The 15,442-nt window shown below is 58.5% G+C and carries 8 protein-coding genes and 3 pseudogenes; 7 read left to right on the top strand and 4 right to left on the bottom strand.

Annotation, left to right across the window (positions count from 1 at the left end):
• Window positions 1-625: 625 nt before the first annotated feature.
• The 7 genes and pseudogenes from I6F28_RS17515 to I6F28_RS17485 form a co-directional block, all read left to right on the top strand.
• A pseudogene (locus I6F28_RS17515) lies at window positions 626-1,719 on the top strand (IS3 family transposase); the annotation flags it as partial.
• A gap of 904 nt (window positions 1,720-2,623) precedes the next feature.
• Window positions 2,624-4,134, top strand: a pseudogene (gene istA, locus I6F28_RS17510) (IS21 family transposase).
• Window positions 4,131-4,943 carry an IS21-like element helper ATPase IstB gene (gene istB, locus I6F28_RS17505; RefSeq protein ID WP_225129633.1) on the top strand — a complete coding sequence of 271 codons (813 nt, stop codon included), beginning with the start codon at window positions 4,131-4,133 and terminating at the stop codon, window positions 4,941-4,943. Before istA ends, istB begins: the two are co-directional and overlap by 4 nt.
• The gene (locus I6F28_RS17500) at window positions 4,940-5,188 is read left to right on the top strand and encodes a hypothetical protein (RefSeq protein ID WP_225129631.1); all 249 of its coding nucleotides are present in this window, start codon (window positions 4,940-4,942) and stop codon (window positions 5,186-5,188) included. The genes istB and I6F28_RS17500 overlap by 4 nt, the downstream gene beginning before the upstream one ends.
• Window positions 5,189-5,197: 9 nt before the next feature.
• Window positions 5,198-6,172: pseudogene (locus tag I6F28_RS17495) on the top strand (glycoside hydrolase family 127 protein).
• 405 nt (window positions 6,173-6,577) lie between these two features.
• On the top strand, window positions 6,578-6,922 hold the full coding sequence (locus I6F28_RS17490) for a hypothetical protein (RefSeq protein WP_249781959.1): 345 nt from the start codon (window positions 6,578-6,580) through the stop codon (window positions 6,920-6,922).
• A 457-nt stretch (window positions 6,923-7,379) separates the two neighbouring features.
• The gene (locus I6F28_RS17485; RefSeq protein ID WP_225140386.1) at window positions 7,380-8,207 is read left to right on the top strand and encodes an Effector protein NopP; all 828 of its coding nucleotides are present in this window, start codon (window positions 7,380-7,382) and stop codon (window positions 8,205-8,207) included.
• Window positions 8,208-9,124: 917 nt separating this feature from the next.
• Here the strand turns inward: I6F28_RS17485 and I6F28_RS17480 are convergent.
• The 4 genes from I6F28_RS17480 to I6F28_RS17465 form a co-directional block, all read right to left on the bottom strand.
• Window positions 9,125-9,511 (bottom strand): response regulator transcription factor, encoded by a 387-nt coding sequence (locus I6F28_RS17480; protein WP_225129628.1) that lies wholly within the window; start codon window positions 9,509-9,511, stop codon window positions 9,125-9,127.
• Between the two features lie 86 nt (window positions 9,512-9,597).
• The gene (locus I6F28_RS17475; RefSeq protein WP_225129626.1) at window positions 9,598-10,281 is read right to left on the bottom strand and encodes a response regulator transcription factor; all 684 of its coding nucleotides are present in this window, start codon (window positions 10,279-10,281) and stop codon (window positions 9,598-9,600) included.
• Window positions 10,278-12,953, bottom strand: coding sequence for a PAS domain S-box protein (locus I6F28_RS17470; RefSeq protein ID WP_225129624.1), 2,676 nt, complete (start codon window positions 12,951-12,953; stop codon window positions 10,278-10,280). The genes I6F28_RS17475 and I6F28_RS17470 overlap by 4 nt, the downstream gene beginning before the upstream one ends.
• 1,095 nt (window positions 12,954-14,048) lie before the next feature.
• The gene (locus I6F28_RS17465; RefSeq protein ID WP_225129623.1) at window positions 14,049-15,359 is read right to left on the bottom strand and encodes a C4-dicarboxylate transporter DctA; all 1,311 of its coding nucleotides are present in this window, start codon (window positions 15,357-15,359) and stop codon (window positions 14,049-14,051) included.
• Between the last annotated feature and the right edge of the window lie 83 nt (window positions 15,360-15,442).

Below are 15,442 nucleotides of genomic sequence, written 5' to 3'. Positions count from 1 at the left end.
CTTGAGGCCACGAATCGCCTGGGCGAGCTCAGAAAGAGAACGATCCCGGTATCACAGGTCAATCATAGACCGATCCAGCTCGATGAGCAGCAGTCAGCCCTGCTTGCGTCATCATCGTCTACCGACTAACGTCCTGGGAGCGAGCGTTACCTTCCTCTTGTTCGAGCCGAACGGTCGATAACAAGTGGAAATTCCGGATAATTGGAAGATCGAAGTCGGCTCTCGGTTACCAGCCCGCGATCTGCTTTGCAGGGCCAAATCAGCCTGAAGCCACAAAAGATACTCTCTAACTCATCCTCCCACCTCGCCGATGTCGACGAACAAGTCGCTGCACAACAGCTTCGGGCCGCTCCGTCGCAGCTTATTCACTGGCGGCGCATACGCGCGACAACTTACTTTTCCCGATTGCCAGCATCCGAGCGATGTCGGGCACGTCGAGCATGCACTTCGATTGCTCAGGATTAGCAGTCCAGTTTGTCCCTTCGATCGCGCGTGGCAGGGGTTCACGCAATCCGGTTGGGCCACACGCGCCACCGCGGCTCTCCGACCTGTGAAGTGGCCCCCGGATTTGGGACCGGAAGCCTAGTTGGAATGTAGCCGTTCCGTTTGGTAAACGGAGCGGACGATGACGAAGAAGACGAGACGGAAGATCGACGCGGCGCTGAAGGCGAAGATCGCTTTGGAGGCGCTGCGTGAACAGGTGAGCGTGGCCGATCTGGCGCAGCGCTACGAGGTGCATCCCAACCAGATTTATTCCTGGAAGAAGCAACTGCTGGATCAGGCGGCCAGAGCTTTTGATCCCGCTGGGGAGGCGGCGGACGTTGGTCGCGACCGTGAGATCGAGAAGCTGCATGCCAAGATCGGGCAGTTGGTCGTGGAGCGGGATTTTTTAGCGAAGAGGTCCGGAAGATGAGCGTCCCGGACCGCAGGGCGAAGCTCGACCGCGCGCATGGCGTGCTGTCGATCCGCCACCAGTGCCGGCTGCTCGGGCTGTCGCGCTCGGGCGTTTACCGAACGCCGCAGCCGGCCAATGACGACGATCTGACGCTGATGCGCCAGATCGACGAACTGTTCACCGCGCGGCCGTTTCTGGGCTCGCGGCGGATGGCGTGGCTGCTGAGCGAGGATGGCGTCCCGATCAACCGCAAGCGCGTGCAGCGGCTGATGCGCAAGATGGGGATCGAGGCACTGGGGCCGAAGCCGCGCACCAGCAAGCCTGCGCCGGGGCACCTGATCTATCCCTATCTGCTGCGCGGCATGACCATCGACCGGCCGAACCAGGTCTGGGCGACCGACATCACCTACATCCCGATCGGACGCGGCTTCCTCTATCTGGTGGCTGTGATCGATTGGGCGAGCCGGGCCGTGCTGAGCTGGCGCCTGTCCAATACGATGGACGTGTCGTTCTGCATCGACGCCCTGGAGGAGGCGCTGGCGCGGTTCGGCAAGCCGCAAATCTTCAACACCGATCAGGGCAGCCAGTTCACCAGCGCGGCCTTCACCGGCGTGCTGGAGGCCGCCGGCATTCGGATCTCGATGGACGGTCGCGGCCGCTGGATGGACAACGTGTTCATCGAACGGCTGTGGCGCAGCCTCAAGCACGAGGACGTCTATCTCAAATTCTATGCCGACGGCAAAGAGCTGCACGCGGGCCTCGCCGACTGGATCGCCTTTTATAACGAGGAGCGCCCGCACCAGGCACACGGCTATCGCACGCCGATGGCGGTCTGGCGCGCCGGCGCTACAGCAAAGGCTCTGGACATGGTGGACAACGCCGAAGAGGCGTTGCCCACATGCCCACAACCTCAACAACAGACGCAGACAGAGGCCCTCGCGGCCTCATATCAGAAAATCGGAGCGGCGAGAGTTCCAACTAAGAAGGCGGCGTCAGTGGTCCTGCTCCCGGGGTCCACTTCACTGATACGTGTCATCAAATGGATTGTTAGATAACTGACATTCCCGCGCAAGGTGAGGGCCCAAAACCAAGTGCAGGGGGCGCCGCACCGGAAGGACGCGGCGCCCCTGGCTGTATATGCGGCAGGCGAGTACTATTGGCCACTGTCTGATCCAGCGACAGTCACCCGCTCGTATAGCAGGATGGACTAGCCTTGCGACGACGTGGGATTAGCACGACCGCCAAATCCGGTTGGTGGGCCAGCGATCGCATCGGGTTCCTTCCGCGGAGCTGCAGATCGGGTTGCCAGAAGAACCGGTCCTCATAATCGGCACGGGAATTGCTGCCCCCCTCGTCGAACGACTGCTGTCAACGCGCGTCTGGGAGTGTGGCGCCTTAGGGCAGCCTCACCATTTCTATCGTTTGAACCCTCGCACCGAGACTACGAGTGTGCAGCCGCAAAATCTCAGAGCCACAACCTCAACGACGCAATCGTGGTGAGGTGGCTTACTAGGCTCCGTTCGCCACACGGTGTCGCGCGGCGATCAGGATGGAAGGCAGCGTCAATCAAGGTGAGAGAGTTTCGCTGGGCTCGTGACGTAGGGAGGGCGTAGCCCGACCGGAGTTACGAGCCCAGTGTCGGCGCGATCCCGAGGAGGACCGCGCCGACTGGTGATCGCGGCCAGCGGGGTTATGCAAGTGGTTCTTCCGCCAAGAGCAATCACTCGCGTGCCCGGCCGACACATCACAGATCACCAGATGAGGCTCTACATGAAGTACCGTCAGACCGATAGCCCGCCAGTGGCGGCGGCCAAGGCATCATTCAGTGCGTCGACCGCCTATCTGATCGAGAGAGACCCCCGATTTCCATCGCAAAGGAAGGCGCCCCGCGGCCGGCGACCGCCGGACCCGTTGAGCGACGTGTTCGAGACCGAGATCGTCCCGATCCTGAAGGCGGCACCTGGCTTACGCCCGGTGGCGGTGTTCGAGGAGATGCTACGGCGTCATCCGGATCTCGGCAGCGGTATCCGTCGTACCCTGGAACGATCCGTGCATGGCGGGCGATCCACGGCGAGGAGCAGGAGGTGATCTTCCGCCAAACCCACGAGCCTGGCCAACTCGGCCTCTCCGACTTCACAGACATGGACGAGTTGGGTGTTACGATTGCGGGTGCACCGTTGGATCATCGTCTCTATCACTTCCGTTTGGCTTATTGCGGGTTCGAGCACGCCCACGTCGTGCTTGGCGGCGAGAGCTTCGTTGCCTTGGCCGAAGGCCTGCAGAATGCCCTCTGGTCGCTCGGTGGGGCGCCGCGGGAGCATCGGACCGACAGTCTGTCGGCCGCATTCTGCAATCTCGATCGTGATGCACGGGACGATCTGACGCAGCGATACGAGGCCCTTTGTGCCCATTACGGCATGCGGCCTTCCCGCAACAATCGAGGCGTTGCTCACGAGAATGGTTCGATCGAAGGGCCCCACGGTCATCTCAAGCGAGCAATCGCGGACGCCTTTCTGCTGCGCGGAACTGTCGACTTCGACGATCTTGCAACCTATCGCGGCTTCATCGACGAGATCGTCAGCCGCCGCAATGCCCGCAACGCCAAGCGGATCGATAGCGAGCGCGTGGTGTTGCAGGAGCTGCCCGATCGGCGCACCTCCGACTACGAAGAGGTGATCGTCCGCGTGACATCGTCCGGCGGCTTCACCCTGCGCAAGGTGTTCTACACGGTGCCATCGCGCCTGATCGGTCACCGGCTGCGGGTGCGCCTTTACGATGATCGTCTCGACGTGTTCGTCGGCGGCACCCATCTCGTCACCCTGCCGCGTGGGCGGCCGCATCCCAATGGCAAGTACGACCAGGTCGTCGATTATCGGCACGTGATCCATTCCCTGCGGCGCAAGCCGATGGCGCTTCTCAATCTGGTCTACCGAGATCGGCTGTTCCCGCGCGATGCCTATCGGAAGACCTTCGATCGCTTGCGCGAACGCTTGCCGGACAAAAAAGCCTGCCGGATCATGGTCGATCTCCTCGCGCTCGCTCATGAGCGCGGCTGCGAGACCGAACTCGCCGATCAGCTCACCGCCGACCTCGAGGCCGGCCGACTGCCCGACCTCAACCGGCTACGTGCTCACTTCGCCCCCGATCCCGCCAACCTGCCGAACGTCGTGGTGCAGCTCGTGCCGCTTGCCACCTACGAATGCCTCATCGGTACCGCCGAGACCGGAGGTGCCGCATGAGCGTAACGAACACGGTTGATGCCGCGCGCCTCAATCTGTTGCTCAATGAGCTCCGGCTGCCTGCCATCAAGGTGCTGTGGGCGCAATTTGCCGAACAGTCCGACAAGGAAGGCTGGCCGGCCGGCCGCTTCCTCGCGACCATCGCCGAGCACGAGATCGCCGAACGCGGCCGCCGTCGGATCGAACGACACCTTGTCGAAGCACGTTTGCCCGCCGGAAAGACCTTCGACAGCTTCGACTTCGAAGCCGTGCCGATGATCTCGAAGGCGCAGGTGATGGCGCTCGCCGCCGGTGACAGCTGGCTGGGCAAGGGCGCCAATTTGCTCCTGTTCGGCCCGCCCGGCGGCGGAAAGAGCCACTTGGCGGCAGCGATTGGCCTGGCCCTCATCGAGAACGGATGGCGCGTCCTCTTCACCCGCACCACCGATCTCGTGCAGAAGCTCCAGCTGGCGCGACGCGAGCTCAACCTCGAGGCGGCCATCAATCGTCTCGATCGCTTCGATCTCCTGATCCTTGATGATCTCGCTTACGTCACCAGGGATCAGGCCGAGACCAGCGTGCTGTTCGAGCTCATCAGTGCACGCTACGAGCGCCGCTCGATGCTGATCACCGCCAATCAGCCATTCGGCGAATGGAACAGAGTCTTCCCGGATCCCGCCATGACCCTCGCCGCTATCGATCGCCTCGTTCACCACGCCACCATCGTCGAGATGAACGTCGAGAGCTATCGCAGACGGACCGCCCTCGCACGAAAACGCGGACCCGGACGGCCGCCATCGCACGCGACACCTAAAACCGTCGCTGATTGACGCTGCGCGACAATCAGAGTTCAACAAAACTCTTGCGCGCGACAATCATCGCGGCAATCATCATCGGGCCGCGACACTGCCTCGCCATCCTGATCGCCGCGCACTTCCTACCCAGATTGGCGCGCTACAACACGGCAAGGAGGAACGAGAGAAATGTGGCCGAAGTCGATCTTCACAATCAAGAAGTCTTGGATCCGCTGATTGGGCAATGCCAGCAACTGGTCAGGGAAGTGGCAATTCCCTAGCAATGGGAGGTGCTAAACGATCGCAATCCCGGGGCGATACCGAGCCACGCGGTAGAGAACTTCCGCGTTGCCGCCGGACGTGCGAGGGGCGAGTTTCACGGCGCGGTCTTTCAGGACAGTGACGTCGCAAAATGGCTTGAGGCGGCTGCATGGTCGCTATGCCAGACACCAAATCCAGAGCAGGAGAAAGCGGCCGATGAGCTCATTGAATTGATGGCGGCCACCCAATGTGGCGACGGCTATCTCAACACCTATTTCATACTGAACGCGCCTCAGGAGCGCTGGACCAACCTAGCGGAGTGCCACGAACTTTATTGCGCGGGGCACTTGATTGAAGCAGGTGTCGCGTTCTTTCAGGCAACTGGCAAACGGCGATTGCTGGAGGTCGTTTGCAGGCTTGCTGACCACCTCGGCACAGTTTTTGGCCCAGAGCGCGATCAGTTGTACGGCTAGGAACGTGGCACGGAGCCGCACTTCTACGACATTGAGTAAGAGAAGCGCCAGCAATCCCGCGTCGCCAAATCCCACGGCACGCCTTGGATGATAAAAAACAAAGCGTACAGCCAAGCGCAGTTGCCGCTTTCGGAGCAGAGGACTGCAATAGGTCATGCGGTTCGTTTTGTATACCTCATGACGGCAGTAGCTCATCTCGCGCGTCTGCGCCAGAACGACCAGCAGCGCCAAACTTGCCTACGGCTATGGCAAAACATGGTTCAGCGCAAGATCTATATTACCGGAGCCATCGGCTCGCAAAGTGCCGGCGAAGCGTACAGCAGCGATTACGATTTGCCGAATGATACGGCGTATGCGGAAAGTTGCGTGTCGATTGGCTTGATGATGTTCGCGCGCCGTATGCTGGAGTTGGAACTGGACAGTCGCTATGCAGACGTGATGGAGCGCGCGCTCTCGGCGGTATCGCGTTCGACGGGCGCCATTATTTTTATGTTAACGGCTCGAAATGCATCCAAAAACGCTGAGGTCTAATGGCATCTACAATCATGTCTCGCCGGTGCGACGACCTTGGTTTGGCTGCGCCTGCTGTCCACCGAACATCGCACGGCTTTTCACATCCATTGGTCATTACATCTACACGCCCAGCACCGATGCGCTCTATGTAAATTTCTACGTTGGTAATATAGTAGCAATATCGGTCGACGGACACGCGCTGCGTTAGCTGATAAGCGGCAGCTATCCCTGGAGAGAAGAGGTAGAAATCGCCGTCGAATCTGCGCCGCCAATTGCCCACACGCTCGCCCTGCGCTGCCAGAATGGTACAGCGTGCCGCAGGCGAGCCTGAACGGCGAGCCCATGAATTGCGAGCCGCGCAGGAGCTATTTGCACATTCGCCGAGCGTAGCAGCAGGGAGATCGCGTCAAATTATCGCTGCCGATGCAAGTGCGCCGCGTATACGGCCATCAACTTCCCAATTTGGCCGGCAAGGTGGCCATCCAGCGTGGCCCCTTAATTTATTGTCTGGAGGAGGCCGACAACGGGACCGAGTTAGACAACGTTTGGCTTCACTCAGACAGCCGGTTTTCCCTTATGGAAGGAACAGGTCTCTTTAACGGCAAGATTATGCTGCAGGCGGACGGGGCGCGGTTGCAACGCACGCATTCTGAAGAAGCGGCGCTTTATAACTACGACAAATCGCCTGGACAGCTAGAACCGCAGCGGCTGACATTCATTCCGTGGTTCAGCTGGGATAATCGTGGCGAAGGCGAAATGCGGATTTAAATAGAGGAGCGCTAACGCCGGACGAGCGGGTCGCGCTTCCACGAGTCGACGTTAGACGGCCTTTCTGGCGCAGGCGATATCGTTGGTCAAAGTCTGGAAATCGGCCAATCTATGGAAGGCGGTGCGCGAGCTCCACTCGAACGTTGAAAAAATCCGAATATGAAGCGGCGGAACTCCGAAAAGAGTACGATCCGATTGGCATCAGCAGGTCAACCAGCGATCGGCCCAATTCCCAATAAAGGAGCTTCCTCGGAGGTGTTCGCGGCCTCTCATCAAACCTGATGAATGCCAATGGCACGAGCGTGCCGCCGTGTAGTTCGAAAGGAAGCCCTATGACAAGCCAAACGTGAGGGCGGCCACGTCAGGTTTTGGTAAGCCAGGCTCCCTATCAGCGCCGCTGGGCCTAACAAGCCTAAACAGATGCGGAAATGTATGTCCGACGGGAGCACCAATCGCCATGTATAATCGGATCAATGGCTCGTCCTACTTCCAATCCTCTGACTATGCCGAAACTGATGAGCAAATGGACGCGGACATCTTTGCGGATGCGTTCGCAAATATGCGCTTAGCCGAATCTGGTTCCAGTAGCAGTTCATCTGCGGCAACAAGACCGTATTCGCTCGTTTCAACCCCTCCCATAATAGAGTTCAAGGATTGTCAGTCATTCCGAAAAGCCGCGGAGGCCTATCATGGTGACGAAATCATGAAAATCGCCAACAACCCCCAAGAGTACTCCGACTTCGTGTCCGGCAAGGCAAGGCGAACTGTTGAAGTTGCCAAAGACTACGGGCGAACCCGAGATTCCGAGAAGGCGCGATACTTCAGCTACCAATTGGGCAACAAGAGTGTCGGACTTCTAAGAACGGAAGGCGGCGACAGCATGACCGAGTTCGACGTCGAAAGGTGGAAGAAGCTATTTCCTGGACGCAACGGGACTACCTCTACTGTGGATCTTCAAGTCGTTCATCCGCTTGTCGAGAACGCTGGCGACATCCTGCTCGAGCACCAGCTTCGACTAGACGGAAAACAGCCGCTGCTCAATTTGCGTCCGGCTAATTCGGAAGCAAGAGCCCGTGCGGCAAAGATGGGATTCGTCGAGGTTGACGCCGACAACATGGTTCTTGACCCAGCGAAGTCAGATAAGTGGGTAAGGAATAGCGACGGCGAATGGCAGCGCAAAGGTACTGCTGCGCGGTATCTTTCCAAAGCTGACGACAGTGAAGGTAGTGATACCGAGATCTCAGCGAGCCCCTCAACATACGACTATGAGGATGATTTTATGTGACAATGGGATCACCGGTGATTTGGCCCGATGGAGTAGACCAATCTAGCGTGCTCCGGGCTCCTCTGTGTTTATCGCCTTTTCGGCTGAGAGTTCCTCTGAGTTGGCTCAGAATACTGTCCGCAGAGTGCTTCTTGGCTTAGCGGTTGCTGATTTGTTTGAGCCTTGGAAGTAGGGGCTCACTGCGGAAGGCAATTGCGACAATGCTCGCTGCGGAGAGGACCTGGATGGGGTGCCGCCAAAGTGCGCCCGGCCGCCGAGGGCCGGGCGTGTTGTGCCGAGTCGTTGGACGGCTTGGAGCCAGAAGTTGTCTACAGATGGCGCCTACGAAGTAGTAAGGGTGTGGGCGCCTGCCGCGAGTCGGTGGGCAAGGAAATGCACAGCGAAGCGGCGCCCGATGGGCAAGACGGCTGGCATGCGTCAACGGACATAACGACGCCGAGAGCACGATCATCGTGCAGAGCACTTTCACCAGAAAAGCCTCAACAGAAGACACGCGGCGGTTGTCCTGGGCGAAGCTCCGTTATCATCGTCACTGCAGTCGGCTGCGAACAGCCAAACTCTTGCTTTGTCGATCGCTCTCGGCCAGCTCCGCTCTGCAATAGAACATATAGAAACGATCCAGACGAGTTAAGAAGGGCTCAGGGTCGTCGATTGCTTTGGGTGAGCATTACATTGAACGTCGATCTGCAGAATGAGTCGAGCTGGCGTACCCTTCCAGCACTCGCAGCGATAAGGTTGTTCTGCACCAATGTAGCCGCCCGGCGATGGTCGCTAAAGTGTCGACAAGCGACAATTGGCCTCTCGCTCGCTTGATTTTAGAGCAAGTAGCATCTTTGACTCGAAGAGGTTGATCGGCGGCGAGATCGACGCGTGGAGCGTTTAGATCGGACACCAACCCAAGCCGCAGATGGATTGCATCAGATGTCGCGCCGGCCGTCATACGCGTTCAGTGCGGTGTCGAGGCATTCGATTAACGCTTGTCCTGCAAAGGGTTTGGCGAGGAAGCCAATCGCCCCGGCGTCCAGGGCTGACGCGCGCACGCGCTCGTTGGGGAAAGCTGTAATGAAAATGAATGGTGCGTCGTAACCACGCGTCCGCATCTCTGCCAGCAGCTCCAGCCCGCTCATAGCCGACATCTGCACATCGGTGATGACACAGGATGTCTCATTCAAGTACGGCGACCGCAGGAGTGCCTCGGCCGACGCAAATATCTGCACGACGTAGCCACGCGATTTCAGAAGGTTTTCTGTCGACGCACGGACGGAGACGTCGTCGTCAACGACGGAAATCAAAGGCGTGGACAAGATGAGCCCTCCAGACGCAGTACAGCGGCAGCCAAAGCGCTAGCCACTTTCGGCGAAAAGTGGGCTTAAGTGATGGAATTGTAAAATCATACTTGCGTTTGTTCGGAACGATCGACGCGAATTCCCAGCGTCTCGCTCATTCTGATCAGGTCGGCCAGCGACCGGGCACGCATCTTTTTCATTACGTGACCCCGGTAAATCTTCACCGTAATCTCGGCGAGCCCAAGTTCGCCGGCTACCTGCTTGTTCATTAGGCCGGCCGCGACCAGTTTCATCACTGCCTGCTCGCGCGGGCTTAAGGTCTCAAATAGAGACTGCAGATTCACGACGGTTCGCTGAGCTTCCCGTCTTTTGCGATCTCGTTCGGTCGCCGCAACCACGGCATCAAGCAGTTCCTGATCGCGGAACGGCTTGCTGAGAAAATCGACCGCACCTCCCTTCATGGCCTTGACGGTCATGGGAATGTCGCCATGGCCGGTGATGAAAATGATCGGGATGTGTATGTTCAACCTGGCCAGCTCGGTCTGGTAGTCAAGGCCGCTCAGGCCTGGCAGCCGGACATCAAGAACTAGACAGCTTGTGACGTCCGGAATTGTGCTCTGCAGCATTTCACGGGCCGATCCAAACGCCACGACCTCCAACCCTACCTGTTGAAAAAGGTTCGTAAGCGAGCGGCGCACCGAGATGTCATCCTCAACGACAAAAACGATGGCCTTCGTCGAGGCCTCGGCATTGCTACCCTCACCTGGCGAGTCAAATCGTCCTGTCACTGGAGGGCCTCCTTGTGTACGGGCAGGACAAACTGGAAGGTCGCGCCCGGTTCATTTTTCTGGAGAAGCGATAGCCGCCCTCCATGAGCTTCCACGATAGAACGGCAGATCGAAAGGCCCATTCCAAGGCCACTCGGCTTGGTGGTGAAGAAGGGATCCAAGACGTGGTCAGCGTCCTTCTCGGCGATCCCGACGCCGCAATCGGCCACTGCAAGCTGCACGTGCCCCAGATCGTCCTTGGATGATCGAATTAGAAGTTCGCGCGGCCGGTCGGTAACTGCGTCCATCGCCTCAATTCCGTTCATTACCAGATTGATGATCACCTGTTGTAGCTGAATTCGGTCACCGAGGATCCTCGGCGGCGCGGCCGCCAACTCGGTTCGCAACGTCACTCGGTGGCTCACCAGCTCTCGTGTTACCAGCGCAATGACCTCCCTAACGACCTCATTAATGTCGAGTGGCACCATCTGAATCTCGCCTTTCTTCGCGAGCGCGCGAACACTGCGGATCACCTCGCTTGCCCGGATTGCGTCTTCGATGATCCATTCCACTGAAGAGCGCGCGGCGGCAAGATTAGGAGCTTCCCGAGCCATCCAGCCGAGGCACGCATCGGCGTTGTTGAGAATAGCGGCGAGTGGTTGGTTTATCTCGTGAGCGATGGAAGTCGTCAGTTCTCCTAACGTCGTTACACGCGTGACATGTGCAAGCTCCGCTTGTGCCTTTCGCAGCTCTTGTTCGGCCTGATCAGCGCGAATGAGAGCCGTTATGTCAGTGCTGACGCCCCGATAGCCCAGAAAAGTTCCGTTTCCATCGAAGAATGGCTTGCCACTCGTACGGACATAGATCGGAGATCCCGTTCGATTCACGGTACGGTAGATGAGATCCCGAAACGGCAGATGCGCCTGCAACGTCGCCCGATGCTGACGCCACTTCTCGGGTTCCTCTTCCGTGTCGCAAGCAATGTCCCAGCGAAGCAGGCCCATCAATCCTGTCGCCAAGATTCCCGCAGCGCTGGTGTGCTCGGACAAGTGAGTGACCCGATGATCCGGCCCAGTTTCCCAGAGCCAGTCGGAAGCTGTCTCGGCGTAGTCGCGAAAGCGCTGCTCGCTTTCGCGCAGCGCGACAAGTGTGTTTTCCAGGCGTTCCCTAGCTGCGTGCTGCTCGGTGACATCCATATGTGTTCCGATCAGCTCGCTGACATTACCATCGCTGCCGAGGACAACGTGTGCAACGGAGTGTATGCGCCTTATCCCGCCATCTGGCAGAAGAATACGAAAATCATACTCGAACCGTTCTTCCACGTGTTCAATCGCCTGCCGCAGCACCTCCTGTAGCCGCGGCAAGTCGTCCGGATGGATGCGCGATCGAATGGTCTCGATCGATACCGGCTCTTGTGGGCTAAAGCCAAACAGACGATCGACCTCGGCGGAGCGATACACGAAATCTAGGCCGTAGACGTCCCAGGACCAGCTGCCTGTGTGAGTGAGATGCTGGGCCTCGGCCAGATAGGCCTCGCTGCGGCGCAGCTGCTGTTCTGCTCGTCTCGCCGCCGTAATATCCGTAGCTGCCCCAACAAACTCGATGTCACCAGAGGCTGTCCTCGTGGCTCGTGCCTGCGCATGAATGTGCTTTACCGAGCCGTCCGGTAGCAGAAGCCGGTATTCGTGCTCGAAATCGCTCGGGTCTCGCATCGCGCGATCGATAATTTCTTTAACCGAAGCCCTATCATCGGGATGAGTGCGCTCAACGACGAGCTGCGGCCCCGGTGGCACTGTCTCAGAATCTAATTGGAAAATCCGAAATGTTTCCTTTGACCAGAAGGCCTCGCCCGTAGCAGGGTTCCAGCTGAAGCTGCCTGTGTGACTCAACTCCTGCGCCTGGGCCAAATGTGCTTCGCTCCGCTGCAGGGCAAGTTCAGTCCGCCTTCGCTCCGTTATATCTTCGCAGGCGACAAGGATAATGGGCCGCTCATCCGCCCAGAGCATGGCTTTGGCGATTTCACGTACCCACAATACCGAGCCGTCCTTCCTGACCTTCTGGACGTCCCACGTGCGCGTTTGTCCGACATCCTCCAGGCACGTCCGAACGCATTCACGAACGAAGGCGCGATCCTCCTCGAGAAATACCTCCAGCACGGATTGACCAATCAGTTCAGCACGAGCATAGCCGAGTTGTGTCGCGCCGAATGTATTGACGTCGAGGACAGTGCCGGCTTCATCGACCATGAAGTACATGGCCGGATTGTGCTCGAAGATGGCGCGCCACCGCTTTTCCCGATCCTCCAAATCGGCCGCACTCCGCTGAAGCTTGGCCGCAGCCACACGCGCAGCCTCGCTTTCCTGGCGCAGCTTTCCGATCAGGTGCGCTCCCACAATCGAGGCAATAAAGAATGCAACAACCACGGGCAGATCTTGGGGGTCATCGATTCGCAGGCTGAACGCCGGCGGCGCAAAATAATAAGCGAGAGCAGCAACGGCTACGATGCAAAGCGCGGACGACGCGATGAAGCTGCCCATCAACGAAAACAGTAACACCACTAACAAATAGGCGAACGCCGTGGGGGCGAAATGCGCGTGAAGGTACAAGCAAGACAGTGTTACCACCGCCAGCGTTATGGAGCCGAAGGTAAACTGAGGGGCTGAGCGCTTTAAACTGCTGATCTGGCTACGCATTTTGATACTGTCCGGCCTGTTCTCCGGCGGGAGAGCTATAACATTTTAGGCAAAAATGGGGCAATACTCGGCACCAGCACCTGCTGTGAGCGGTTCCGAGATCGATTGCTTGCTGAACTGAGCACGCGCGAAGAAAAAACGCATCACAGACATACGTATAGTCGTCCTAAACCTTTCAATATGGCCACTATCGCGCGCTGACACGCCTAGAATCGAAGCTGAGATGTCTACTTTCCTCCGCTGCCGATAACCTCCGGGCAGGCGCTTGAGGCTGCAGCCGAGGACAACTCCCTTACGCCAGCCGGACGAGGACAGCGGCTGCAGTTCGGCCAAGACGTTGAGCCGAAACAATCAGGCGCGCCTCGCCGAACCGGAAAGAACAGGGACAAGCTGCCGGCCGATTCATCTCGCCGTTGCGATCGGCATGCGGAAGAAAGCGCAACCGTCTCGTGCCGAGATACGAAGGCGAAGTTACGCGACTGCCTTGCATGCCCGAGGGCCATCACGCCTAGGTGAGAGGACTTGTCTCCGGTCAGCCGTTGAGCGCGCGCGAACGACGCCGAACCGAACACTAGCCGTGTGCGAGCCGGCATGGCTCCGTCGAGGTGCCATCTAATCCATGCTGATCACACCCATCACGATCTAATGCGGCAGCACGGACCGTAACAAGGGATGACGAGTTGCGTCAGCAAGATCGCTACCACGTCGTTGGTTGGGCGAGGCCAGTGCAGTGACCGCGCGCATTGGCAATTGTAGGCGGAGCAACACCTAGGTCCGTCAGGCTGGACAAGTTCTGTCGCAGTCCTGTTATCTGGCACGGCAAAATGTCGCAGAAGCGTTCAGATGGCGGGAGCTTGACGCGAAAGACGCGCTTGATAATGACCGTTAAAAAGCTCCGGCTCTTTTGCCCGGCTGGCATCTTTTCAGGGCGGCTGCGGGGGGGGGGGCGAAGCGGGACAAGATCTGCGCACTGGAGATCGCCCTTGAAAGTTCCGGCTCGTGTCAAGTCGGCTGTGTCTTCGAACTACGAGAAATGTGGCTGCGCTTGCATTTGACGCGTCTTCGAATGGCTGTGGTTAAGATCCGGGACCTATCTCATCGTGCGTCGATAGTGGTGGAAACGTTGGGCTGGTTGAGCCGGGCCTGCAGCGTCGCGTGCTCCAGCTCGTCCTCCCACCAAGATATGAACACGGCCGCGATGCCATTGCCGGTGATGTTAGTAAGGGCGCGCACCTCGCTCATGAACTTATCGATCGAAAACACAATTGCCATGCCCGGCACCAGCGCTGGATTGACCACCGACAACGTCGCAGCGAGCGTGATGAAGCCCGCGCCGGTGACGCCGCTTGCTCCCTTCGACGTCAGCATTGCAACGAGCAGGATGGTGAGCTGCTGGCCAAAGGTGAGCTCGACCCCGAGTGCCTGGGCAATGAACAATGTCGCAAGTGTCATATAGATATTGGTGCCGTCGAGGTTGAAGGAGTAGCCAGTTGGCACCACCAGGCCGACCACGGGCTTGGAGCAGCCCAGCCGTTCGAGCTTCTCCATTAATTGCGGCAGAGCGCTTTCAGAGGACGAAGTGCCGAGCACGATCAGAATCTCATCCTTGATATAGACAATGAACTTGAAGATTGAAAAGCCGACGAGGCGCGCGATCAAACCGAGCACCACCACAACAAACAGCGCCGCAGTCGCGTAAAACAGAGCGATCAGACCGATCAAATTGCCGAGTGCTGCCGGCCCGAACTTGCCGACGGTGAAGGCCATGGCGCCGAAGGCGCCGATCGGAGCCGCTTTCATGATGATAGCGATTACGCCGAACACCGCGTGCGCGACGTCGTCGATCATGCCGCGCAGACGCTCCCCACGCTTTCCGAGCGCCATCAACGAAAAGCCGAATAGAATCGCGAACAAGAGAACCTGCAGAACATCGCCGCGAGCGAAGGCGCCCACCACGGTGTCGGGAATGATGTTGAGAAAGAAATCGACGGTCTTCGAGGCTTCCGCCTGCTTCACGTAATTGGCGACCGCCGCAGCATCCGGCTTGAGCGCAAGACCATGGCCGATTTGGACCAGATTGCCCATAACAAGGCCCAACAACAAGGCAAAGCTGGAGACGATCTCGAAATAGACCAGCGCCTTGACGCCGACGCGCCCGACTTTCTTCGCATCCTGAATATGCGCAATACCGGATGTAACGGTGCAGAAAATAATCGGCGCGATCACCATCTTGATTAGCTTGATGAATCCGTCACCAAGCGCCTTGACCCAGTCGTTGGTCGCGACGGACGGCCATAGGCAGCCGACCATGGCGCCAATCAAAATCGCAATCAGCACCTGCACGTAGAGAATCTTATACCAAGTTTGCGACGCGCGCGCGGGCGCCGCAGTTGACATGGTGGTCATGACGCTTCCTTCCCGAATATAGTCGAATGTGAGCCGCCGCGTCTTTGAGAGGCGACAGCGTCATACGAGACTCATTTTAGCCG

The sequence above is a fragment of the Bradyrhizobium sp. NBAIM14 genome (assembly GCF_020193895.1).
GTDB classification, from domain to species: domain Bacteria; phylum Pseudomonadota; class Alphaproteobacteria; order Rhizobiales; family Xanthobacteraceae; genus Bradyrhizobium; species Bradyrhizobium yuanmingense.
The sequence above is the reverse complement of the archived record's forward strand: the minus strand, read 5'-3'. Positions and strand labels throughout refer to the sequence as shown.

Bases quoted from the DNA above. Each gene is read 5' to 3' on its own strand.
- istB (WP_225129633.1), top strand. From the start codon at position 4,131: ATGAGCGTAACGAACACGGTTGATGCCGCGCGCCTCAATCTGTTGCTC.
- I6F28_RS17490 (WP_249781959.1), top strand. From the start codon at position 6,578: ATGCAAGTGCGCCGCGTATACGGCCATCAACTTCCCAATTTGGCCGGC.
- I6F28_RS17485 (WP_225140386.1), top strand. From the start codon at position 7,380: ATGTATAATCGGATCAATGGCTCGTCCTACTTCCAATCCTCTGACTAT.
- I6F28_RS17470 (WP_225129624.1), bottom strand. From the start codon at position 12,953: ATGCGTAGCCAGATCAGCAGTTTAAAGCGCTCAGCCCCTCAGTTTACC.
- I6F28_RS17465 (WP_225129623.1), bottom strand. From the start codon at position 15,359: ATGACCACCATGTCAACTGCGGCGCCCGCGCGCGCGTCGCAAACTTGG.